Genomic DNA, 21,849 nt, shown 5'->3' on the forward strand with positions numbered 1-21,849 from the left:
TTATCGCGATCGCCTGCCCGAGTCGATATGTACCCACGCCCCCTCCATCGAGAGAATTTGCGCCCAGCTCAAGAAAATTGCTGCATTATGCACTAGTAAGAGACATTTGTTACGCGCACAGTAAGGAACAAAAGCGGTTGAGAGAACGCTCCTTTGAGTTTTACAGCATTGCCCTGTGGGGAATAATTTTGTGCCGCTACTTTCTTGTGGCGGGACTCGCCTACTGGTTTTTTTATTCACCGATTGGTCGAGCGTTTAGTCGCCCTAAACGCCAGTCGCCATCCTGGCAGGTAATCTGGCACGACATCAAGCTCTCTGCGATCGCGGCGGTGGTCTTTGCCCTGGCCGCGGCCTTTGTTCTCTCCGCCTATCAAGAGGGCGCAACCCGTCTCTACGTCAATCCGCAAGACTACGGGCTGTGGTATCTGGGGGCTAGCTACGCCGCAGCGCTAGTGCTGCAAGATACCTACTTTTACTTCACCCATCGGCTGTTTCATCACCCCAAGCTATTTGCCTGGCTGCACCAGGGACACCACCGATCGCGCTATCCCACCCCCTGGACCTCCTTTGCCTTTGACCCCCTAGAAGCCGTAGCTCAAGCCCTATTTTTGGTCGGCATTGTCTTCGTGCTGCCGCTGCATCTCATCACCTTGATTGCGGTGATGATCACCATGACCCTGTGGGCCGTGCTCAACCACCTCGGCCCCGACCGCCTGCCGACAGTTTTTCCGCACCACTGGCTGGGGCGCTGGGTTATCGGCCCAGCCCACCACTCCGTACACCACCTCAAGTACACCGTGCACTACGGGCTGTACTTTACCCTTTGGGATCGGCTGCTGGGCACCCAAGACCCCAGGTATGTGCAGATGCTAAACCATCATTTACCCAATAGCCCCGACGCCCACTAGCGCCCCCCCTCTTCCTCTGCCCACGCCGACAACGCGGTTGTTGAGAACGGGTCGGACGAAAATCTTTAAAACCCGCCATACTCTAACTAGCCATCTCGACAAGTTGGGTATCGTCCGTGTGAGCAGCGGTGGCTTACCCTTGGCGCGATCGCAATCATACTATGCTGCTGGAGAGCCAATGCGACTAAGTGCAGGATGCGAGCTTTTGTATGAGGCGACCGAGCCTGCCCCGCTGATCCTGATGCTGCAGCCGCGCAGTGGAGCCGCTCAGCAAGTTATCTCCGCTGACTGGCAGCTAGAGCCCCAGGTGTCGATGACCGACTACATCGATAGCTACGGCAATTTGTGCCAGCGGCTAGTAGCTCCTGAAGGACAGTTGCGAATCAAGAGTACCGTGACGGTTGACACCGCCGATGCGATCGATGTTCAACCCGGAGCGGCGTTTGTGCCGGTGCAGGACCTACCCGACTATGTGCTCCAGTTTCTCCTGCCCAGCCGCTATTGCCAAGCCGATTTACTCGGTGAACTGGCCAACCAAATTGTTGGCGATATTGAGCCTGCCTACGACCAGGCAGACGCTGTTCGCCACTGGATTCACAGCCACATTGAGTACCGTTACAATACCAGCGACGCCTCCACCTCTGCGATAGACACTGAAAAAACGCGCGTGGGCGTTTGCCGTGATTTTGTTCACCTGGGCCTGGCCCTATGTCGTAGTTTGACGATTCCCGCCCGGATGGTGGTGGGCTATCTCTACCAACTCGACCCAATGGATCTGCACGCCTGGTTTGAGGCCTTTGTGGGCGATCGCTGGTACACCTTTGACCCCACCCAGCCCACACCCCGAGGTAACCGCATTGCGATCGCCTACGGTCGAGATGCCGCCGATGTTGCCCTTGCCACTCAGTTTGGTCAAATTAATCTGACCGAAATGAATGTTTGGGTAGAACCAGCTCAACAATAGCCAGTATTAGTAAATATTTATTGCCCTTCAGCAAAATTTATTTGAGACGGGTTTATTCACTACAAAAATGTGGCCAAATGTTCTGTACTTGTGGGCACAACCTCAGTCAGTAGTGGCCATTATTTTTCTTTTTCAAAAATATTTGAAACTTACTTTTTGCCTCTGTCTTTTGATAGGTGCTCACAGCTAAAGAGCCCCCTTAATCTACTGAGGCATGCGCAAAAATTCGCGGCTAGCAGCCTGTGGCATAGCCAAATTCTTCTTAGTAGGTTAAATAACTTTGTTGCAGTGAAAGCCACGGCTGAGGACGGTATTAAGCAACCAGGATTAGCCCAGGCCGAAGCATTCAGCGCCACAGCCCTAGGTACTCTTACCCCACCTCATAAACCTATGAAAGCACTCCTGCTTTACCCTAAATTTCCTCAGTCCTTCTGGTCCTACGATCGCTTTATGGAACTGGCCGGGCTAAAGGCCACCATTCCGCCGTTGGGTATTATCACAGTTGCAGCGCTGCTGCCCACCGACTGGGAAATTCGCTTTCGCGATCGCAACGTCACTCCCGAAACCGATGCCGACTGGGCCTGGTGCGACCTGGTAATTATTTCCGCCATGCTGGTGCAAAAATCAGACTTTCAAGCGCTGATCAAAACGGCGGTGCGGCTGGGCAAGCGCGTGGCGGTGGGTGGCCCCTACCCCACTTCGGTGCCCCAAGATGCCCTCGACGCGGGCGCTCATTTTTTGGTTTTAGACGAAGGCGAAATGACCGTGCCTCAGTTTTTGGCGGCCCTGGAGCGGGGCGAAACCGAAGGCACATTTCGCTCCCTCGAAAAGCCCGATGTTACCCATAGCCCGGTGCCCCGTTTCGACCTGCTGGAGCGAGATGCCTACCTGATGATGGCGATGCAGTTTTCGCGCGGCTGCCCGTTTAACTGCGAGTTTTGCGACATTATTTCGCTCTACGGCCGCAAGCCCCGCACCAAGGAGCCAGAGCAGGCCCTGACCGAGCTGCAAACCCTCTACGATCTGGGCTGGCGCGGCTCGCTGTTTATCGTTGACGACAATTTCATTGGCAACCAGCGCAATGTCAAGCGCTTTTTGCGCGCGCTCATTCCCTGGATGCAGGAGCATCGGTATCCCTTCACCTTTATTACTGAAGCATCGGTCAATTTGGCCGAGGACGACGAACTGCTTCAGCTCATGGGCGAAGCCGGATTTTACGCTGTCTTTCTTGGCATCGAAACTCCCGATCAAGACAGCCTGCAGGTGACGCGCAAGGTGCAAAATACCCGCAACCCGCTGGTTGAAGCCTGCCGCAAAATCAACGATGCGGGCCTGCTGATCTACGCCGGATTCATTCTGGGCTTCGACGGTGAGCGGGCCGGAGCAGGCGATCGCATTCAGGCATTTGTCGAGCAAACCAGCATTCCCCAGCCCATGCTGGGTCTGCTGCAGGCTCCACCCAATACCGCCCTTTGGAACCGGCTCAAACAGGAGCAGCGGTTGCTCGACGAGCACAGCCACCCCACGGGCGACCAAAACACCTTGATGAACTTTATTCCCACCCGCCCGGTCGCCGAGCTAGCCCACGACTATGTCGCCGGATTTTGGCAGCTCTACGAACCCAGCCGTTACCTAAACCGCTGCCTGCAGCAGTGCCTTCAAATTCGCTCTCCCAAGCGCCGTCAGCAGGTCATGCACTTTCCCGTCCACAAAGGGCTACCCCTGTTTGCCAAAATTCTTTGGTACCAGGGCCTTCGCCGGACCGAAATTCGCCGCCAGTTCTGGCACCAGCTCTGGATCATTGTGCGCCGCAAACCGCAAATGCTCAATATGTATCTGGGGCTGTGCGCCGCTGGAGAGCACTTTTGGGAATATCGAACCCTGGCTCGCCAGCGCATCGCTGAACAGCTAGGCTACGATCCGCTGCAAGCGCCCAGGGTAGAAACTCCAGCCCTGAGCCTGGTCAGCCAGTGACGGGTTGCCTGCCTGGGTTAGGCCAGCGGTGACTCGTCTAGGGCGGGGTCAAACACCGCGTACTGCGATCGCCCGGCGGCCTTGGCCCGGTACATAGCCCGATCGGCATGGTGCAGCATGGCCTCAACGCTGTCGTACTCGCCATCGCTGTAGGCAATGCCAATGCTGGCGCTAGACAACACTTCGCGATCGTCGAGCCGCAGGGGTGTCGCCAGGCTCTGCTGAATCTGGTTGGCTAGCTCAGCGGCGATCGCCACCGACGAAATGTCGTGCAGCAGAATGGCAAACTCGTCACCCCCCAGCCGGGCTACCGTATCGTAAGCGCGCAGCCCCGCCTTAAACTTGAGCGCGATTTCAATGAGCAGCTGGTCACCCACCAGGTGGCCCAGGCTGTCGTTCACCACCTTAAAGTTGTCGAGGTCAACAAACAGCACCGCAAAATTGTAGGTGGCGCTGCTCTTTTTGAGTGCGATGGCCTGGGCGGCTTTTTCCATAAACGCACTGCGGTTGAGCAACCCAGTCAAACTGTCGTGGATGGCATCGGCCAACAGCGCCTGCTCCAGACGCTTGCGCTCGGTAATGTTGCGAATAATGGCGATGTGCTCCCCCGGCCCGGCGGGCACCAGCCTAACTTCGCAAAAAAGCGGCTGGTTGTTCAGGGTAATGGCGGCTTCAAAACTTTGCAGCGATCGCGTCTTGGTGGCCCGCTGGCTGTAGCCAAACAAATTGACAATAAAGCTGGCGTCAAAGCATTCGGTCAACAGCTGGCCTACGGCGCAGGTCAACCGACACAGGTCGGTGTCAATAGAGGCCTGAACCTCCAGGACGCGGCCACTCGTGTCAAAGCGCAGAATGAGGTCAGGGAAAAACTCGATCAGGCCGCAGCTGGGCTGCCCCGCCTGCCTCCCAATCGCCTGGGGCAGAAAAGACAGGGNCACCGGGGCGGGCGGGGGCGACGCCGGGGCGGGCCGAACCGCGACCAGCCGGGCGCGCACCCCCCGACCAAAAACAATCGAGTCGCCGGGACTGAGGTGGCCTGCCACCAGCGGTTGGCCATTGATGGTCAGGCCGCTATCGCTGAAGTTTTCGCCCCCGTCGCTGGTTTGAAGGTCGCTGGTTTGAATGAAGTAGTGATCGCCCAGCCACACCAGGCTAGCGTGGTAATGAGAAACGCCCTGGGAGGCCAAACGAATATCGTTGTAGCAGTCGTGGCCGATGGAGTAGTAGCACTTGTTCAGCGGCACGATTTGACGGCGTTTGCCATCTTGAATCAGCAGGGCCAAATGCGGTCGTTCTGTCGTCGTTCCCTCGCAGGGCGTCTTGCGGGCGTTAGTCATCATGGCGGTAGAGCACAGGGAGAAACAGCACTTAAACAACGAGGCTTGATTTGAGGTGATGACTAACTCGAAACTGAGGCTGGGCTAAGCGGTGCCAGACAAAGTGGAGCCGTGCCGTTTAACGCCTGACGCAGCAGCAGCCCGGTCATGCTGGTGCTGTCGAGGGGTTTTGAGAAGTAGTAGCCCTGCATTTTTTGGTAGCCCAGCTCCTTGAGGCAGATCAGGTCTTCCAGGGTTTCAACCCCTTCGACAATGACGTCGAGCTGCAGCCGCTCGGCCAGCATCAAAATGGCCTCACTCATGGCCCAGTTTTTGTTGCGAATAAACGACCGATCGATCTTGAGGGTATCGAAGGGCAGATCTTGCAGCCGCCCCAGTGACGAGTAGCCAGTGCCAAAATCGTCGATATAAAGCTGAATGCCGAGCTGCTGCAGCTGGGCTAAGGTAGCCAGGGCCAGGGCCTTGTTCTCTATCAAAGCGCTTTCGGTCACTTCGAGCTTGAGGCTACTGGGGGTGATGTGGTTTTGCTGCAGAATGTGGCTAATGTGGTCGACCAACTGCGGCTGGAGCAGCTGCACCGCCGACAGGTTAACGCTCACGCTCAGGGGCAGCAGACTCGGAAACTGGGTCTGCCAACGGTGCAGCTGCTGGCAAGCCTGCTCCAGCAAAAACAGGCCAAGGCCATTGATCAGCCCCGCCTTTTCGGCCAGGGGAATAAACACCTCGGGAGAGATGGCCCCCCGCTGGCCGTGCTGCCAGCGGGCCAGGGCCTCAAAGCCAATAATTTGGCCTACCTCATCGTGTTTGTCGACGGCCACAATTGGCTGGTAGGCCAAGTAAATTTGCTGCTGCTCGACGGCCTGGTGCAGGTCGTTTTCAAGCTGAAGCAGCTCCATTTCGGCGGTAGAGAGCAGGGTGAGCAGCGGCGCGGGCTGGCTCTCCAGGGCATTGGCCAGGCGGGTCAGGCGGTCGGCGTTGTTGATGGCGATCGCCAGCAGCCTCTGGCCATCGTCGGAGAGTGAGCCCGACTGCTGATAGCCCAACAGCTTGAGCGCCCCCTGAATTGAGGCGAGGGGGGTGCGCAACTCATGGCAGATCAGCAGCGAGACGTCGTCAAAGGGGGGCGTTGAGCAGTCGGCAAACTCACGCAGGTCTTGACTGGATCGGGCCGGGGTAGGATGTGCCATGGAAGATGCTCAACACCATAAAAAATATAGATTTAGGGGGCAGGAGACAGACCAGACTAAAACGGTCTAACGCTTCGGGGGAGAAGCTGTGAGGGCCAGGGGGAAGGCTTTGTGAAGGAAGGCTTGGCGGGAGAAAAAGGGGACTAGTTCAGATGCGATCGCATTTCGACCCATACCGTGTAGTGTGTCTTTGAGACAGTCACGCACACCTTAAAACCCTTATTGCTTTCCTGAGTAGCGCGGTGGTAGGCCTCTGAGCGATCGGCCAGGGCAAACTGGTATCGGCTGACATAGAAGTCATTGCGGTAGAGCATGCCTTCGTGGATGCCCTCATTCCAGAATTTGAAGGCCGAGATCAAATCCTCGACCACGATCAGAGGAAGCATGGGGCGTTAGGGAAGACGTCTCTCTTAACATAGAGGTGGAATGTGGCAACTCTGTGAACGCCACCGCCCGGTTCGAGGCAGCGGTTATTGCCACCCCAGCACCGACTCAATTTGCCCCCCCAACAACCCTGGATCAAAGGGTTTGACCAGCACCGCCCGCGCCCCTGCCGCCACAAAGGTCTGCTGGGTAGCCAGCCGCAGGGTGGCGGTTAGTAAAATCACAGGAATGTGGCAGGTATCCGTATTTTTGCTGAGCTGCTGTAGGGTGGCTAGACCGTCGGTCTTGGGCATTACCACATCCAGCAAAATAGCATCGGGGTGATAAGTCGATGCCAGCCTGACTCCCTCTTCTCCCGAAGCGGCGGTGGTAACCTCCCACTGCCGGGTAATTTCTAGGCTGGCCTTGGCAATCTCGCGCACGTCGGCTTCGTCGTCGATGATCAAGATGCGTTTGATGGTCATGGTAAAACGTCCTAAAAACAAGGCCAGCGGCCGGGGCGAGGTGGGCAGTAATGGGGCAATCATGGAGCAGCAGGTGAGGGGCTAGCTCTACGAGGGCTGCCCTCTGGGGTTGGTGAGCGGCAGAGAGCCCCGCCGCTGACAGGCCATTTGGTAAAGCTCGGCGAGGCGGCAGCCATCTTCAGGATAAGTAGCCCCGCTCAGGTAAAGCCCAGAGCTAGCAGACCTGACCCCAATCGCCGTTGCCAGGGCCGACTCAAGGGCGGGCCTCAGCTGTGCCTGGGTGGTGGTTAAATCGGTATCGAGTACGCCGACTAAAATCTCTGACTTGCTCCAGCAGGCGATCGCATCGCCGCTGCGCACCCGGCCTACCAGGGCCTGGCCCAGGGCGCTGAGCAGGGGTTGGGCCAGGTGGGCGGGCTGGGCCACCTCAACCCGTACCAGGCTGAAGGGCTGTCCGTAGCGCTGGGCCAGGTGCAGCAGCAGGTCCAGCTCAATTGTGCCCTTTTGGCGGTTGGCTAGGCCGGTGGTGGGGTCGGTGCCCGCTAGGGTTTGCAGCAACCGCCCCCGCTCCAGCCGCTGAAACAGGCGGTTGATTAGTTCTGGCTCCAGAATAGGTTTGGGCAGATAGTCGTCGGCCCCCGTTTGGTAGAGCCGGTAGATAGTGGCAGGATCCCGACAGGCGGTGAGGAACAAAACCGGCAGGGTCTGCCAGCGATCGCCCTGGCGCAGCTGATGGCAAAGGTCTAGCCCGCTCAGGTGGGGCATGTCGAGGTCGAGCAGCACCAGGTCGGGGGGGCTCGCCTCCAGGCTGGCCCAGAGCTGGCGCGGGTCGTCTAGGGGCACAACATTGAGGCCCCAGGGCGGCAGCAAACGCTGCAGCTGGGCGAGAATAGCGGGGTCGTCGTCAACGGCCAGCACCCGGTAGCGATCGCCCGAGGCGCGATCTAAGCCGTGCAGGGACAAGCTGCCCACAGGGGTAGACGCTGGTGCTGGGGCGACCCCGCTAGGCCCCGCCTGCACCTGCTGCTCAAGCTGATCAACCAGGGCAACAAAGAGTGCTCCCTCAGCTAAATTGGGTGCTTGCAGCCAGTCCTCCAGTCGACGGGCCAGGTGCGAGCCCTCCATAAATCCAAATAGACCCAGCGACCCGGCCAGTTTGTGGGCGGCGGTGCGGGCGGCGGCCTGCACCGGCTCTGACAGGTGGCCAGCCCTGAGGGCAAAGGCCGCCTGACGCAGAGCCGCCAGGCGATCGTCAATGGCAGGCCGAAATCGCTCAAAGGCGGCGATCGCCGCTGCCCGTGCCGCCTGTTCCTGCGCTGCCCTGTCTAGGTCGGGCGCAGCCAAGATCGGGGCTGGTGCTTCAACGGGGGCGGGCACGGCAGGCCGATTGATTACGCCCTCTGGCACCCCCTCTGGCACCCCCTCTGGCACCCCCTTCGGCGGGGCTGGGGTGGCACTCTCAAACGTCTCAGCTGTCTCCGGAGCCATTTCGGGCGGCAGGGGTCTGAGACGGTAGCCCATGCTGTAGACATTCTCAATGACGTCGTCGCCTCCGGCCTGCTTGAGCTTACGCCGCAGCCGCTTAATGTGGGTACGAATGGTCTCTTCGCCAGGGGCTTCGTCAGCACTCCACAGCCGCTCCAGCAGCACCGTGTTGCTAAAAATGCGGTCTGGGTAGCGCAAAAACAGCTCCAGCAGGCCATATTCCTTGGGTGAGAGCACCACCGGTCGATCGGCTATGGTCACCTGGCCTGCGTTGGGGTTAAGCTGCAGCGATCCCCAGCGCAGGCTGAGATCGCACACCGCTGGGGGACGGCGCAGCAGCGCCCGGATGCGAGCCGTCAGCTCCCCTAGGGTGTAGGGTTTTACCAGGTAGTCGTCGGCCCCGGCATTTAGCCCCTGCACCTTATCGGTGCTGCTGCTGCGCCCTGTCAGCAGCAAAATTGGCCCAGCGTAGCCCGTCTGGCGCAATCGCTGGCAGAGCGAAACCCCATCGAGGCCCGGCAGGTCGATGTCTAGCACAATCAGGTCGTAGGGAGCAGCCGTGGCGTATTCCCAGCCCAACAGCCCGTCGCCAGCGGTATCGACCACATAGTTTTGGCTGGCCAGATCGCTGGTAAGTTGTCCGATTAGAATATCGTCGTCGTCAACGAGAAGGAGTTTCATGGCGGCATCAGGCCCTAGCGTGGGCAGCCCAGTGGCGAGGTATTAGCCCAAGTTTCCTGTCCAAATGTTTTCTTCCGGATTGTTCTGGCCCAGGCCATAGGAGTGTCTGGCTGGCAGCCCTGACCCAACTCCAGCGACAGTTCCCGTCTTGCCCCAGCGGCAGCTCCAGTTGCTACGGTTACCACCCTGGCCGACGCCTATCACAGAGCGCAAACCCTGCCGGGCTGACCCGTCACAGCTATGTCACAATTGTTCGCCACAATGAAGCAATCCTTACAGTTGAAGCACTGAGTTAAATCATTGTATAAGCGGTCAGAAGTTCCTGACGGTTCAAAGCGTGGTCTGTAGTTGTGGCTATGGCATTCCCTATGTTGCCCTGGTTACTCTAAATACTGGCATCCGATGTTCAATCTGGCATTGTCACGCTTGCCCTCTGCCCTTTCATCCACCTGTTGGTGGGGCGGCTGTCGTTTAACTCGACGCTTTGGGCAAACGTAGGCTAAATAGGGAATGTTGGCTACATGATTACTGATCTCACCCCTACTCCATGCTGCGTCCTGCCCCTGCTCCGTCCGCGCCCGATCGCGCTGCTGCTGGCGTCACGCTGCTAATCGTAGACGACTCCCTCGAAAATCTTCGGTTTCTGGCCCAAACCCTGGCCGGACAGAGCTATGGGGTCCGCTGCGCTAGAAGTGGGGCCATGGCCCTGAGGGCGGTCAAAACCACCCAGCCCGACTTGATTTTGCTCGATATCCGCATGCCGGAGATGGACGGCTATGAGGTGTGCCAGCGGCTCAAGGCGGACCCTAGCACCGAGGCGATTCCGATCATTTTTCTCAGCGCCCTCGACGAAGCTCTCGACAAGGTGCGAGCCTTTGCGGTGGGGGCCGCCGACTATTTAACCAAACCCTTCCAGGTAGAAGAGCTGCTGGCCCGCGTTGCCAACCAGCTCACCATTCGTCATCTGCAGCAGCAGATGACGGCCCAAAACCAGCAGCTGCAGCAGGAAATCTGCGATCGCAGCCAGGTTGAGGCCAGCCTGCAGCAGATGACGGCGCGACTGGCCACGCTCATTGAGCACCTGCAGGTGGGGGTAATTTTAGAAAATTTGGCGGGTCAGGTGGTGATGGTCAACCAGCCCTGCTGTAGCTTGTTTCGTCTGGCCATGCCCCCCGCTGCGCTGGTGGGGGCCAGCAGTCAGGCCTTTGTGCAAAACAGCGTTGGGCTGTGGGGGGACCCCGTCGCTTTTAATAACCGCATTGAGGCACTGCGGGCCGCGCAGCAGCCCTTCGTCGCCGAAGAAATTGCCCTGGCCGATGGCCGCACCCTAGAGCGCGACTACGTGCCCCTGATGGGCGATCGCGGGCTTGAGGGCCACCTCTGGCAGTACCGCGACATCACCGCTCGCAAGCAGGCCGAGCAGATTTTGCTCAGCAACTCCCAGGCGCTCAACCACTTTAGCCAGAGCCTGAAGCAGCTTCACCGCCTGAGCCTGACTCAGTTTGACAGTTTTGACGCCCTGCTGGCCGACTACCTCGACACCGGCTGCCAGGTGCTGGGGTTTACCGGGGGGCTGGTGGGCAAGGTTGAAGGTCCCGMCTTTGTCGCCCAGGCCATGGTGGCCGACCTGCCAGAGCTAGGGCCAGAGCTGCGCTGCCCCCTCGACGACACGCTCTGCAGCCTGGCTATTCGACCGCAGCAGACCGTCAGCTTTACCGACATTAGCAATCGCCCCGAGCTGAGCCAGCGTCCGCTGCCTCGGGCGCTGCGGCTCAAGTCGTACCTGGGTACCCCCATTGTGGTCGAGGGCGAGGTTTACGGCAGCCTGTGCTTTTTTAACCCCGCGGCCCGTCCCCAGGGGTTTAAACAGCACGAAAAAGAGATTATTGAGCTGATGGCGCAAAGCATTGGCAAGGTGATTAGCACAAACCGCCTGGAGCAGCAGCGGCAGCGGGCCAAGGCCAAGCTCCAGCAGAGCGAGGAGCGCTGGCAGCTGGCGATTCAGGGCAGCAACGCCGGCATCTACGACCTCGACTTTCGCAACCAAACGGCCTTTTTTTCAGAGCGCTACAGAGTACTCCTGGGCTACACCGACGCCACCGACGCCACTGCGGATCACAGGGGGCTCAGCGATGACGACCTGCGTTGGGAGTCGCGCATTCACCCCGACGACTTAGATCGGGTGATGGCGGTGCACCATGCCTACCTGATTCAGCGCACCCTGCCCACCTACGAAGTCGAGTATCGGCTGCGCTGCCGCGACCAGAGCTACAAGTGGGTGATCTCGCGGGGCCAGGCCCTCTGGGATGAGCAGGGGCAGCCCATTCGGCTGGTGGGCTCAACCGGCGACATCAGCGATCGCAAGCAGGCAGAGGCGGCCCTGCGCCAGAGCGAAGAAAAATTTCGCCAGCTGGCCGAATACATCGACAGTGTTTTTTGGATCTACGACCTCGAGCCCCGGCGGTTTAGCTACGTGTCGCCCGCCTACGAGAGCATCTGGGGACGCCAGCGCAACGACCTTTACGCCCACCCCGCAGCCTGGCTGACGGCGGTGCACCCCGACGATCGCGATCGCGTAGTTCGTCGTCTGCCCCGCAGCCAAACCGCAGCCAGCCTGGCCTACTTTAGCTACGACGAAGAGTTTCGCATCGTGCGGCCCCAGGGAGAGTCGGCCTGGGTGCGGACGCGAGCGTTTCCCATTCGCAATGACCAGGGCGAGGTGTACCGACTGGTGGGGGTAGCCGAAGACCTGACCCAGGTGAAGCGCCAGGAAGAGTCGCTGCGGCTGATTGTCGAAGGCACCGCCGCCAAGACGGGCCGCGATTTTTTTGAGTCGCTGGTGCGCTACCTGGCCGATATTTTGCAGGTGCGCAACGCCATTGTCACACAGCGATTGCAGAGCGATCCAGCGCGAGTGAGTACGCTAGCTTTTTGGCAGGATGGTCGGCTGGGCGATCGCGTAGAGTACAGCCTGACGGGCACCCCCTGCGAGCGGGTGGTCGCCGGTGAGGTCATCTATGTGCCCCAGCGGGTGCAGGCCCTCTACCCCAACGACGCCGAGTTGACGGCGCTGCAGGCCATTAGCTTTTTGGGCATTCCCCTAGTAGATGCAGCTGGTCATGTGATTGGTCACCTGGCCGTAATTGACGACAAGCCCATGGTCGAAGACCATACCCGCGAGCTAATTTTGCGCATTTTTGCCGCCCGGGCAGCGGCGGAGCTAGAGCGTCAGCAGGCCGAAGATGCCCTGCGCCAGGCCCGCGAGACCGCCGATGCCGCCAACCAGGCCAAAAGCACCTTTTTGGCCAACATGAGCCACGAACTGCGCACCCCCCTCAACACCATCATTGGCTTTGCTCAGCTGATTACCCGCGACTGCCAGCTCGAGGCCCAGGCCCAGAACTACCTGGCAATTATTAGCCGCAGCGGCGAACACCTGCTGGCGCTGATCAACGACGTGCTCGAGATGTCAAAAATTGAGGCGGGCCGCATTTCGCTGCACGTCACCACCTTTGATTTGTCGTACCTGCTGGCCAGCCTGGAAGCCATGCTCACCCTCCAGGCGGAGGCCAAGGGGTTGAGCCTCAGCTTTGACTGCGACCCAGCGATCCCCGCCTACATTGCCACTGACGAGGGAAAGCTGCGCCAGGTGCTGATTAACCTGCTGGGCAATGCGATCAAATTTACCCAGGCTGGCCAGGTCAGCCTGCGGGTAAGGAGCCTGCAGCCCGTGCCCGCTGCCTTAGCCGCCGCCTACCCAGAGACCAACGGGGCGCTAGAGTTTGCCGTCGTCGATACCGGCCCCGGCATTGCCCCCGAAGACCTCAACCGGCTGTTTGAGCCGTTTATGCAGAGCGCGGCGGGGCTGCAGTGGTCGGCGGCCAGTCCGGGGTCGCCACACCAGGGCAGCGGTCTGGGGCTGCCCATCAGTCAGCAGTTTGTGCAGCTGATGGGGGGAGAACTCACCCTCGATACTCAGCTCAACCAGGGGACGACCTTTACCTTTGCGCTGCCGGTGCAGCGGGTCGAGCGCTCGGCGGTGTTTCCGGCCACCGATGCGGCTCCGATTTTGGGACTGGCCGAGGGGCAGCCCCCGTGGCGACTGCTGGTGGTCGAAGACCATCCGGCTAACCGCTATTTGCTGGTGCGCCTGCTCACCTCGGCCGGGTTTGAGGTGCAGGCCGCCGCCGACGGCTACGGGGCCGTGGCCCAAACCCAGGCCTGGCACCCCCACCTGATCTGGATGGACATTCGCATGCCCGGCCTCGACGGCTATGCCGCCACCAGCCAGATTAGGGCGCTAACCCTCGATCCGGCCCCGGTGATTATTGCCCTCACCGCCAGCCCCTTTGAGGAGGAGCGAGCTAGAATTTTGGCCGCTGGGTGCGATGATTTTGTGCGCAAGCCCTTTCAAATGCAGGGGCTACTGCAAAAAATTGCCGCCTATCTGCCGGTGCGCTACCGCTACGCTGAGGTCGTAGATGCGGCGGTTTGCTACCCTGAGGGGCCAGAGGTGGCGCAGCCAGCCACCCCCCCGCCCGAGCGTGCTGAGCTGCGGCTATGGCTACAAACCATGGCCGCCGACTGGCAGCGGGCTTTGGGTCAGGCCGCGATCGCAGGTTCCGACGATCGCCTAATTGAGCTGCTGGGGCAGATGCGCGATGCGCCAATCAGCGTCACCCAAACCCTAACCAGCTGGGCTCAAAACTTTGAATTCGACCGCATTCTCGGCTGTTTGCACGCTGAAGTTGATGATCCTTCACCGACAGCGCCAGGGAATAAATAAACCGTCAAACACCAGAGCTGCGGCGCGGCTGGGGTATGCGCAGCGCTACAGCAAAGGAATCAGACCATGCTTACGAGGCAGACACAGGAGACCAGTATGAACTCCCCCACCGATGCGGGCGTTAAGGGCGATATTTTAATTGTGGATGACACCCCCGACAACCTGCGGCTGCTGTCGGCCATGCTGGGGCGGCATCAGCTGGGGGTGCGCAAGGCGCTGACTGGGCAGTGGGCGATCGCAGCCGCCCGGGTGGCCCCCCCCGACCTGATTTTGCTCGACATCAAAATGCCGGAGATGAGCGGCTATGAAGTGTGCGAACGGCTCAAGGCCGACCCTACCACCCAGGCCATTCCAATCATTTTTATCAGCGCCCTCGACGATGCCATTGACAAGGTCAAAGCCTTTGCCGCCGGTGGGGCCGACTATATCACCAAGCCCTTTCAGGAGGCCGAAGTGCTGGCCCGCATTGCCCACCAGCTTGACCTGCGACGGCTCCAGGGGCAGCTGGTGGCCCAAAACGAAGAACTGGTGCGCTCAAATCGAGAGCTGGAGCAGTTTGCTTCCGTGGTTTCCCACGATTTGCAGCAGCCCCTGCAGAGTATTTTGGGCTACACCAAGCTGATCGGCCTGGCCTGTCCAGAGATCCAGAAATCGCCTGCCCAGCCCTACCTGGAAAATATTTTGGATGCCAGCGGCCGCATGCAGCAGATGATTCAGGACTGGCTGGCCTACGCCCAGGCGGGGCAGGCTCAGCCCCTGATGGCTCCAGTCGACGGCAACGCCCTGCTCGACCAGGTGAAGCTCAATCTAAAGGTAGCCCTTGCCGAGACCGGGGCCGACCTCGTCTACGGCGACCTGCCCAGGGTGATGGGCAACGATGTGCAGCTCATGCAGCTCTTTCAAAACCTGATCAGCAACGCGCTCAAGTTTACCCAGCCCGACACCCGGCCCGAGGTTAGCATTTCGGTAGAACCCCAGCCCCAGGCCTGGCGATTTGGCGTTCACGACAACGGCATTGGCATTTCGGCCGAGCACCTGGGGCAAATTTTTGAGGCCTTTCACCGCCTCCACGACACTCGAACCTACCCCGGCAGCGGTATTGGCCTGGCCACCTGCCAAAAAATTGTGGAGCACCACGGGGGCCGCATTTGGGCTGAGTCGCAGCTGGGCCAGGGCACTACGTTTTACGTTGTTCTACCAGCCGTCCCTGGCGATGTCAGTTAAACAGCCGCTGGCACTCCCCTACCCCTTGCGCTAAATTTTTCCCATGAGCACGCTCACTATTCTCTGCCTTGTCGATGCTGCTGCCCCACTGCTCGATCAACTGACCACCGAATTTTCAGACTGTAGCGTGAGGCAGGCCGCGACGACGGCGGCGGCAGCCGCCTGTGTGGAGCAGCTGATGGCTGATGGCGGCGAGGTGGCGGTGGCGATCGCCACGTCGGCGTGGCTGGGAACCAGAGCGCTTCAGACCGTCTGTGACCACTTTCCCCAAGCGCTGGTAGTGGTGCTAGATGAGGGATCTGAGGGTTCTGAAACCGCCGCGCCCGCCGTAGCCCAGCCCGCCGTCTACCGCCGCCTGGGCTACCCCGGCTCTGAGCCCGAGCTGATGTTTACGGTGACGGCAGCCCTGGGCTACTACCGTCAGGGGCAACAGCTGGCTCTAGGACAGGCCGCCCTGGCCGAGGCCAACCGACAGCTGATGGCGGTGCAGCGACGGATGTCGGCCCTGGCGGTGCAGCTCGACTGGGGGGTGTCTAGTCTGGGCGATCGCGCCCAGGCCGAGCAAACCCTGCGGCGCAGCCAGAGCAGCCTGGCCGAGGCCCAGCGCATCGCCCACCTGGGCAGCTGGGAGTTTGACCTGGCCAGCCAGAGCTTGACCTGGTCGGCGGAGCTGCTTCGCATCTACGGCCTCGACCCGACCCAGCCCGTCCCCAGCTATGACCAATGGCGACAAAGCATTCCCGCCGCCGACTGGCCACCCCTGCAAGCGGCCATTGAGCGGGCAATCGCCACCGGGGCGGCCTATGAGGTTGAGCACCGCATCGTGCGGCCCGATGGCGCTGTGCGCTACGTCTTGGGCCGAGGGGAGGCCGTCTATGACGACCAGGGCCAGGTGGTGCAGCTGCGGGGCACGGGCCAAGACCGCACCGATGCCCGCCTGGCCGAGCTGGCCCTCAAGCAAAGCGAAGCCCGCAACTGGGCCATTCTCTCGGCGGTGCCCGACCTGATGACTGTGATGAGTGCCGAGGGCAAGTACCTCGATTTTTCGGCCAATGGCTTTACGGGGAACCTGGTGCCGCTGGCGGCCCGAGGGCCAGTCGGCGCTACCATTGCCGAGGCGCTGCCCGCCGAGGTCGCGCGCCAGTGGCAAGAGACCATTGCTCAAACGCTGGCCACCGGCACGACCCAGTTTTTTGAGCAGCAGCTCAGCTTTGGCGATCGCACCCAGTACGAGGTGGTGCGCATGGTGCCCTACCAGGCCGACCAGGTGCTGGTGCTGGTGCGCGATATTAGCGATCGCAAACGCGCGGAGGCGGCGCTTCAGCACAGCCAGGAGCAGCTCAGCCTGGCCCTCAACCTGGGCCAAATTGCCGTCTGGACCTGGGATGTAATCAGCGATCGCCTCAGCTGGAGCGACATCGCCTACAATCTGCTGGGCCGCAGCGTCAGCTCCCTTGAGCTTACCTACCAGGACTGGCTGGCGGCGCTGCACCCCGACGACCGCGCCGCCAGCCACGCCGCTGTAGAGCAAGCCCTAGCCAATCGCCAGCCCTTTACCATCGAGTATCGAGTGCTGTGGCCCGACGGGACCGAGCGCTGGATGGCCGATCGCGGTCAGGCGGTGTATGGCGAAGGGGGCGAGATTGTGCGGGCGGCGGGGGTAATGTACGACATCACGCCGCGCAAGACCGCCGAGGCCGCCCTTCAAGCCAGCGAAGCCCGCTTCCGAGAGCTGGCCGAAACGGTGCGGGAAGGTTTTTTTGTCTTCGATGCACTAACGCTGCGCTACGAGTACGTCAACCCCGCCTACGCCGCTATTACCGGCGCTGCGCTAGAGACTATTAACAGCCAACCGCAATGGCTCACGCGGGTGCATCCCGACGATCGCGATCGCATTGCGGCCCTCGCGGCCCGAGAGCTGCAGGGGGAGGCGATCGACTGCGAGTATCGCTTTTTGCACCCCAACGGGGAGCTGCGCTGGCTGCGCTGCCAGGGGTTTCCCCTGACCGATGACCGGGGTGTGGTCGTGCGCATTGTCGGCACCATCGACGACATCACCGAGCGCAAGCGCACTGAGCTAGCCCTAGAGCAGGCCGAAGAGCGCTATCGCCGCGCCACCCATGCCGCCAGGGTAGGCGTGTGGGAACTCAACCTCGCCACCAACACAGGCTACCTCGACCCCAGCGTCAAGTCTTTGCTCGGGTACCGCCCCGAGGCGGTTGATGACAACCTAGACCAGCGGCTCACCATGATCCACCCCGAGGATCGAGACCCGCTGCAGGCAGCCATTCAGGCCTGCCTGCAGGGTGAGACAGCAGAATTTGTCTTTGAGTACCGCATGCTGCATCAAGACGGATCGGTGGTCTGGGTGCTGTCGCGGGGGCAGCTGCGCCACGATGCCCAGGGCCAGCCCGTAACTTTTTTAGGCACCACCACCGATATCACCCCGCTCAAACACGTAGAGCTAGCCCTCAAACAGCTCAATGAAGAGCTAGAACAGCGGGTGCAGCAGCGCACCCAGGAGCTGCAAACCCTGGCGGCGGTGGTTGAAAACAGCACCGACTTAATCGGCACCGCCAGCCTCAGCGGTACCGCGCTCTACCTCAACCGGGCTGGCCGCCGCCTGGTGGGGTTAGAGGATGTGCCCGTGGACGGTCAGCTCATTAGCACACTTCATACCGCCGAAACTCGGCTGCGGCTGGAGCAAGAGGTGCTGCCTGCGGTGATGAGAGAGGGGGTGTGGCGGGGCGAGTCTGCCTTTTGCCACGAGCAAACCGGCGAGGCGATCGCTGTGGAGCAGGTGGTGTTTTTGGTGAAAGATCCCGACACCCAGGTACCCCTATGTCTGGCCACCATCTGCCGCGATATTCGCGATCGCAAGCGCAGCGAAGCCGAGCGGAAACAGGCCGAAAACCAGCTGCAGGAACAGGAGCAGTTTCTGCGCAGTATCTATGAAGGCGTTAACCAGCCGATTTGCGTTTCTGAAATTGCGATCGACGGCACGGTGAGCGTTTTGGGGCTCAACCCAGCCGCCGCCCAGCTCTTTGGCAAACCCAGTGCTGAGCTGGCCGGCAAATCGCTAGAAGCGGCCTTTGGCCCCGACGAGGCCGCCAATATCTTGCAGCGCTACCGATACTGCATTGCCACGAACCAGCCCCTGACCTTTGAGCGAGCGATCGCGGTCGAGGGCCAGGTGCGCTGGCTGGTTGGCACCTACAACCCAATCTCCGATGCGTCGGGTCGGGTCTACCGCATTGTGGGCAGCATGTACGACATCACCGACCGCAAACGAACCGAAGAAGCACTCAAAACCCTCAACCAGGAGCTAGAGCAGCGGGTGCAGGAGCGCACCTGGGAACTGGAGCAGGCGGTTGCCATCTCGGAGGCGGCCAGCCAGGCCAAAAGCACCTTTTTGGCCAATATGAGCCACGAGCTGCGCACCCCCCTCAACGCCATTTTGGGCTTTGCCCAGCTAATGGCCCGCGACCCTACCCTCAGCGACGACCACCATCGGGCGTTGAGCATTGTTAACCGCAGCGGCGAGCACCTGCTAATGCTGATCAACGACATTCTCGAAATGGCCAAAATTGAAGCTGGCCAGGTCAACCTCAGGGTTTCTAGCTTTGACCTCGACGCCCTGCTGAGCACCCTCAACGATATGTTTTTCCTGCGGGCTCACGACAAAGGACTGACCCTGACCCTCGATCGCCACCCCGCCCTACCCCGCCACTTCAAGCTTGACGTGGCCAAACTGCGCCAGGTGCTGATTAACCTGCTGGGCAACGCCATCAAATTTACCCCCCAGGGGCAGGTGACGCTGCGGGTCGCGCCGACCTACGCCATTGCGGCTGCGCCGCCACCCGGCACCATTCTAACGGTGACCTTTACCGTCAGCGATACCGGCATTGGCCTGGCTGCCGCCGATCGCGATCGCCTGTTTGAGCCCTTTGTGCAGGCCAGCCGGGGGGCGGTGGGGGGCACCGGGTTGGGCCTCTCAATCAGCCGTCAGTTTGTGCACATGCTGGGGGGCGATATCACCCTTGAGAGTGAGCCGGGGCAGGGGTCTACCTTTGCCTTTACCCTGCCCATGCCGGTTGTTGAGGCGACGACTGCGGTCCCCACCCCGGCCAGGACACAGGTAATTGCTCTGGCGGCGGGGCAGCCCCGCTACCGGCTGCTGGTCGTCGACGACTACGAAGACCATCGCTACCTGCTCAGCCAGCTGCTGCAGTCGGTGGGCTTTGAGGTGCGCGAGGCCACCAACGGCGCAGAGGCGATCGCCCTCTGGCAGAGCTGGCAGCCCCAGCTGATTTGGCTCGATATGCGGATGCCCGTGCTCAGCGGCTACGAGGCGGCCCAGGCCATTCGTGCCCAGGAGCAGGCCCAGGAGCCAGACAGAGCCCAGCCCCGAACCATTATTATTGCCCTGACCGCCAACGCCTTTGAGGACGATCGCGCCCGAGCCCTCGACAACGGCTGCGACGATTTTGTGCGCAAGCCCTTTCAGGCCAACCACCTGCTGGCCAAGCTAACCGAGCACCTGGGCGTGCAGTACACCTACAGCCCCCCGGCGCTGAGCGAGCCTCAGCCCCTATCGACCTCCGAGGCGATCGCCCTCTTGGGCACACTGTCTAGCCCTCTGCTAGACCAAATGCAGCAGGCCACCCTCCAGCTCGATGGCGACCAGCTGATCCAAATCATGGCTCAGTTCTCTCAACCCCAAACGCCGCTAGCAGCCTGGCTGACCCAGCAGATTGACGACTTCGCCTTTGACACCATTCACGATGCGATTCAGCAGGCCAAAAGCGAGGTGTAGCTGCCCCATTCAGCGTTGAACCAGGGGGCCAACCCAACAATGGAATGGCTCTACTGATCGATCCCACGCCCTAGCGGTTGGTCAAAACCACCCCGGCAATGACCAAACTGCCGCCCAGCAGCAGCGATGAGGTGGGAGTTTCGTGCAAAAACAGGGCTGCCAGAGCGATCGCAAACACTGGCACCAGGTTAATAAACACGCCCGCCCGCGCTGGCCCGAGCTGGCGCAGGCCGTCGTAGTACCAGCTAAACCCCACCGCCGAGCCGAGCACCCCCAAATAGACCAACCCGCTCCAGGTGGTGACGGTAGCGGTGGCAATCGCGCCAGCTAATCCCTCCCCTAGCGCTGGCCCCAGCAGCATGACGGCCCCGACCATACAGGCGTAGGTGGTGGCCGCAAAGGGTGAGAGTTCGGCCATCACGGCTTTGCCCAGCAGGGTGTAGCTCATCCAGCTGATCACGCAGCCCAGCATAAATAGCTCGCCCAGACCCACATCGCCCCGCAGCAGTTTTACCGGGTCGCCGTCGCTGATCACCACCGCCGCCCCCAGCAGCGAGAGGCCAATGCCCGCCAGCTTGGTGCGGGTCAGAGGGTCTTTGAGCCAGAGGGCGGCCCCGAGGGCGATCGCCACCGGGTTGAGCGCAATAATCAGCGCCGCCCGCCCCGCCTCGACGGTCTTTAGCCCCGAAAAGAAAAACACGTTGTAGGCAAAAATGCCCGTCAGCCCCAGCAGCGCGATCGGCAGCCACAGCTTTTTGGGAGGCCGGGGCAGAGAACCTTCGATGACATAGGTGAGGATGAGCAGGGCTAGGGATGCGATCGCAAAGCGACAAAAGGCAGCAGAAAAGGCCCCCATATCCTGCACCACCAGCCGCCCCGCGATGAAGGTGCCGCCCCAGAGCGCCATAGTAATCAACAGTTTCAGGTAGGTCATAGACAATGCTGCTCGGCAACCTGCTGGCCCTATATTCAATCGGTCATGCCCGGCGGCTGGCACTTGGTTGCAACGCCTTGATAAAAGTAGCCTGCCACCTTCGGTATCTTCTCGGCGTAACCAGCGTCTAGTTCCACCTGGTCAAACTGCTGCTCGATCAGCTGGCGCATGTTGCGGTTAATGTGGCACCCTCCAGCAATACGTTTTTGCAGAGGCGTTAGCCGGTTTTGCCAGGTTTGAATGCCGGGTTCAGGGCTGAGGCCGTGCTCAACAAAAAAGAACCGGCCACCGGGCTTGAGCACCCGATGAATTTCGGCTAGGGCCTGCTCAATATCAGGAATGCTGCACAGCGTGAACGTGCTGACTACACTATCAAAGGTGCCGTCTGCCATGGGCAGCGCCTCGCCGCTCAACATGCGATGATCGACCGTAATGGGTGAAGCCTTGATGCGCTTTTGGGCCAGGTGGTGTACCCCTGGGCTGGGGTCTACGGTGACGATCTGGCGCACGCGATCGGGATAGTAGGGTAAATTTAACCCGGTGCCGAAGCCGATTTCGAGCACCTCGCCGCTAACCTCGGCCAGCACATCTCGCCGGTAGCGCTCCAGCGTAGATCCAGTCATGGACAAGTCGATCAGGTAAGGCAGAATTCTTTCGTTGTAAAGGCCCATTGAGCTATGCTCCTGTCGGTCTAGCGCCATCCAT

13 protein-coding genes are annotated in these 21,849 nt (G+C 60.6%); 6 read left to right on the forward strand and 7 right to left on the reverse strand.

Translation table 11 applies throughout. The annotated features are described in order from the left end of the window. Positions 1-137: 137 nt before the first annotated feature. The 3 genes from IQ265_RS04235 (at position 138) to IQ265_RS04245 (ending at position 3,846) form a co-directional block, all read left to right on the forward strand. Positions 138-908: a sterol desaturase family protein gene (locus IQ265_RS04235; protein WP_228037552.1), complete on the forward strand. Its 771-nt coding sequence runs from the start codon at positions 138-140 to the stop codon at positions 906-908. 178 nt (positions 909-1,086) lie between these two features. Further along, the gene (locus tag IQ265_RS04240) at positions 1,087-1,872 is read left to right on the forward strand and encodes a transglutaminase family protein (RefSeq protein WP_194050935.1); all 786 of its coding nucleotides are present in this window, start codon (positions 1,087-1,089) and stop codon (positions 1,870-1,872) included. A 390-nt stretch (positions 1,873-2,262) separates the two neighbouring features. Continuing rightward, entirely contained in the window at positions 2,263-3,846 is a 1,584-nt protein-coding gene (locus IQ265_RS04245; protein WP_194050936.1) for a B12-binding domain-containing radical SAM protein, read from the forward strand. A 17-nt stretch (positions 3,847-3,863) separates the two neighbouring features. Here IQ265_RS04245 and IQ265_RS04250 read toward each other — a convergent pair whose 3' ends face one another. The 5 genes from IQ265_RS04250 to IQ265_RS04270 form a co-directional block, all read right to left on the reverse strand. Next, positions 3,864-5,186: a diguanylate cyclase gene (locus IQ265_RS04250; protein ID WP_194050937.1), complete on the reverse strand. Its 1,323-nt coding sequence runs from the start codon at positions 5,184-5,186 to the stop codon at positions 3,864-3,866. A 59-nt stretch (positions 5,187-5,245) separates the two neighbouring features. Beyond that, positions 5,246-6,370 (reverse strand): EAL domain-containing protein, encoded by a 1,125-nt coding sequence (locus IQ265_RS04255; RefSeq protein ID WP_194050938.1) that lies wholly within the window; start codon positions 6,368-6,370, stop codon positions 5,246-5,248. Between the two features lie 143 nt (positions 6,371-6,513). After that, positions 6,514-6,756: a hypothetical protein gene (locus tag IQ265_RS04260; protein WP_194050939.1), complete on the reverse strand. Its 243-nt coding sequence runs from the start codon at positions 6,754-6,756 to the stop codon at positions 6,514-6,516. A gap of 84 nt (positions 6,757-6,840) precedes the next feature. After that, positions 6,841-7,218, reverse strand: coding sequence for a response regulator (locus IQ265_RS04265; RefSeq protein WP_194051144.1), 378 nt, complete (start codon positions 7,216-7,218; stop codon positions 6,841-6,843). A gap of 87 nt (positions 7,219-7,305) precedes the next feature. Then, a complete protein-coding gene (locus IQ265_RS04270) occupies positions 7,306-9,384 on the reverse strand; it encodes a response regulator (protein ID WP_194050940.1) in 2,079 nt (692 codons plus the stop codon). 547 nt (positions 9,385-9,931) lie between these two features. Between IQ265_RS04270 and IQ265_RS04275 the strand changes: the two genes are divergently transcribed. The 3 genes from IQ265_RS04275 (at position 9,932) to IQ265_RS04285 (ending at position 20,210) form a co-directional block, all read left to right on the forward strand. Next, positions 9,932-14,170 carry a response regulator gene (locus IQ265_RS04275; RefSeq protein ID WP_194050941.1) on the forward strand — a complete coding sequence of 1,413 codons (4,239 nt, stop codon included), beginning with the start codon at positions 9,932-9,934 and terminating at the stop codon, positions 14,168-14,170. 96 nt (positions 14,171-14,266) lie between these two features. Beyond that, positions 14,267-15,394 (forward strand): ATP-binding protein, encoded by a 1,128-nt coding sequence (locus IQ265_RS04280; RefSeq protein ID WP_194050942.1) that lies wholly within the window; start codon positions 14,267-14,269, stop codon positions 15,392-15,394. A 43-nt stretch (positions 15,395-15,437) separates the two neighbouring features. Continuing rightward, complete coding sequence (locus tag IQ265_RS04285; RefSeq protein ID WP_194050943.1) at positions 15,438-20,210, forward strand: PAS domain-containing protein; 4,773 nt, start codon at positions 15,438-15,440, stop codon at positions 20,208-20,210. 70 nt (positions 20,211-20,280) lie between these two features. On the opposite strand, the gene IQ265_RS04290 is transcribed toward IQ265_RS04285, so the two are convergent. Continuing rightward, positions 20,281-21,144, reverse strand: a complete 864-nt coding sequence (locus tag IQ265_RS04290) for a DMT family transporter (protein ID WP_194050944.1) — start codon at positions 21,142-21,144, stop codon at positions 20,281-20,283. Between the two features lie 35 nt (positions 21,145-21,179). Then, on the reverse strand, positions 21,180-21,815 hold the full coding sequence (locus IQ265_RS04295) for a class I SAM-dependent methyltransferase (RefSeq protein WP_194050945.1): 636 nt from the start codon (positions 21,813-21,815) through the stop codon (positions 21,180-21,182). Between the last annotated feature and the right edge of the window lie 34 nt (positions 21,816-21,849).

The sequence above is a fragment of the Nodosilinea sp. LEGE 06152 genome, assembly GCF_015207525.1.
GTDB lineage: Bacteria > Cyanobacteriota > Cyanobacteriia > Phormidesmidales > Phormidesmidaceae > Nodosilinea.

Coding starts and splice junctions, on each gene's coding strand:
- IQ265_RS04245 (WP_194050936.1), top strand. CDS start 2,263: ATGAAAGCACTCCTGCTTTACCCTAAATTTCCTCAGTCCTTCTGGTCC.
- IQ265_RS04280 (WP_194050942.1), top strand. CDS start 14,267: ATGAACTCCCCCACCGATGCGGGCGTTAAGGGCGATATTTTAATTGTG.
- IQ265_RS04285 (WP_194050943.1), top strand. CDS start 15,438: ATGAGCACGCTCACTATTCTCTGCCTTGTCGATGCTGCTGCCCCACTG.
- IQ265_RS04240 (WP_194050935.1), top strand. CDS start 1,087: ATGCGACTAAGTGCAGGATGCGAGCTTTTGTATGAGGCGACCGAGCCT.
- IQ265_RS04265 (WP_194051144.1), bottom strand. CDS start 7,218: ATGACCATCAAACGCATCTTGATCATCGACGACGAAGCCGACGTGCGC.
- IQ265_RS04290 (WP_194050944.1), bottom strand. CDS start 21,144: ATGACCTACCTGAAACTGTTGATTACTATGGCGCTCTGGGGCGGCACC.
- IQ265_RS04260 (WP_194050939.1), bottom strand. CDS start 6,756: ATGCTTCCTCTGATCGTGGTCGAGGATTTGATCTCGGCCTTCAAATTC.
- IQ265_RS04270 (WP_194050940.1), bottom strand. CDS start 9,384: ATGAAACTCCTTCTCGTTGACGACGACGATATTCTAATCGGACAACTT.
- IQ265_RS04255 (WP_194050938.1), bottom strand. CDS start 6,370: ATGGCACATCCTACCCCGGCCCGATCCAGTCAAGACCTGCGTGAGTTT.
- IQ265_RS04295 (WP_194050945.1), bottom strand. CDS start 21,815: ATGGGCCTTTACAACGAAAGAATTCTGCCTTACCTGATCGACTTGTCC.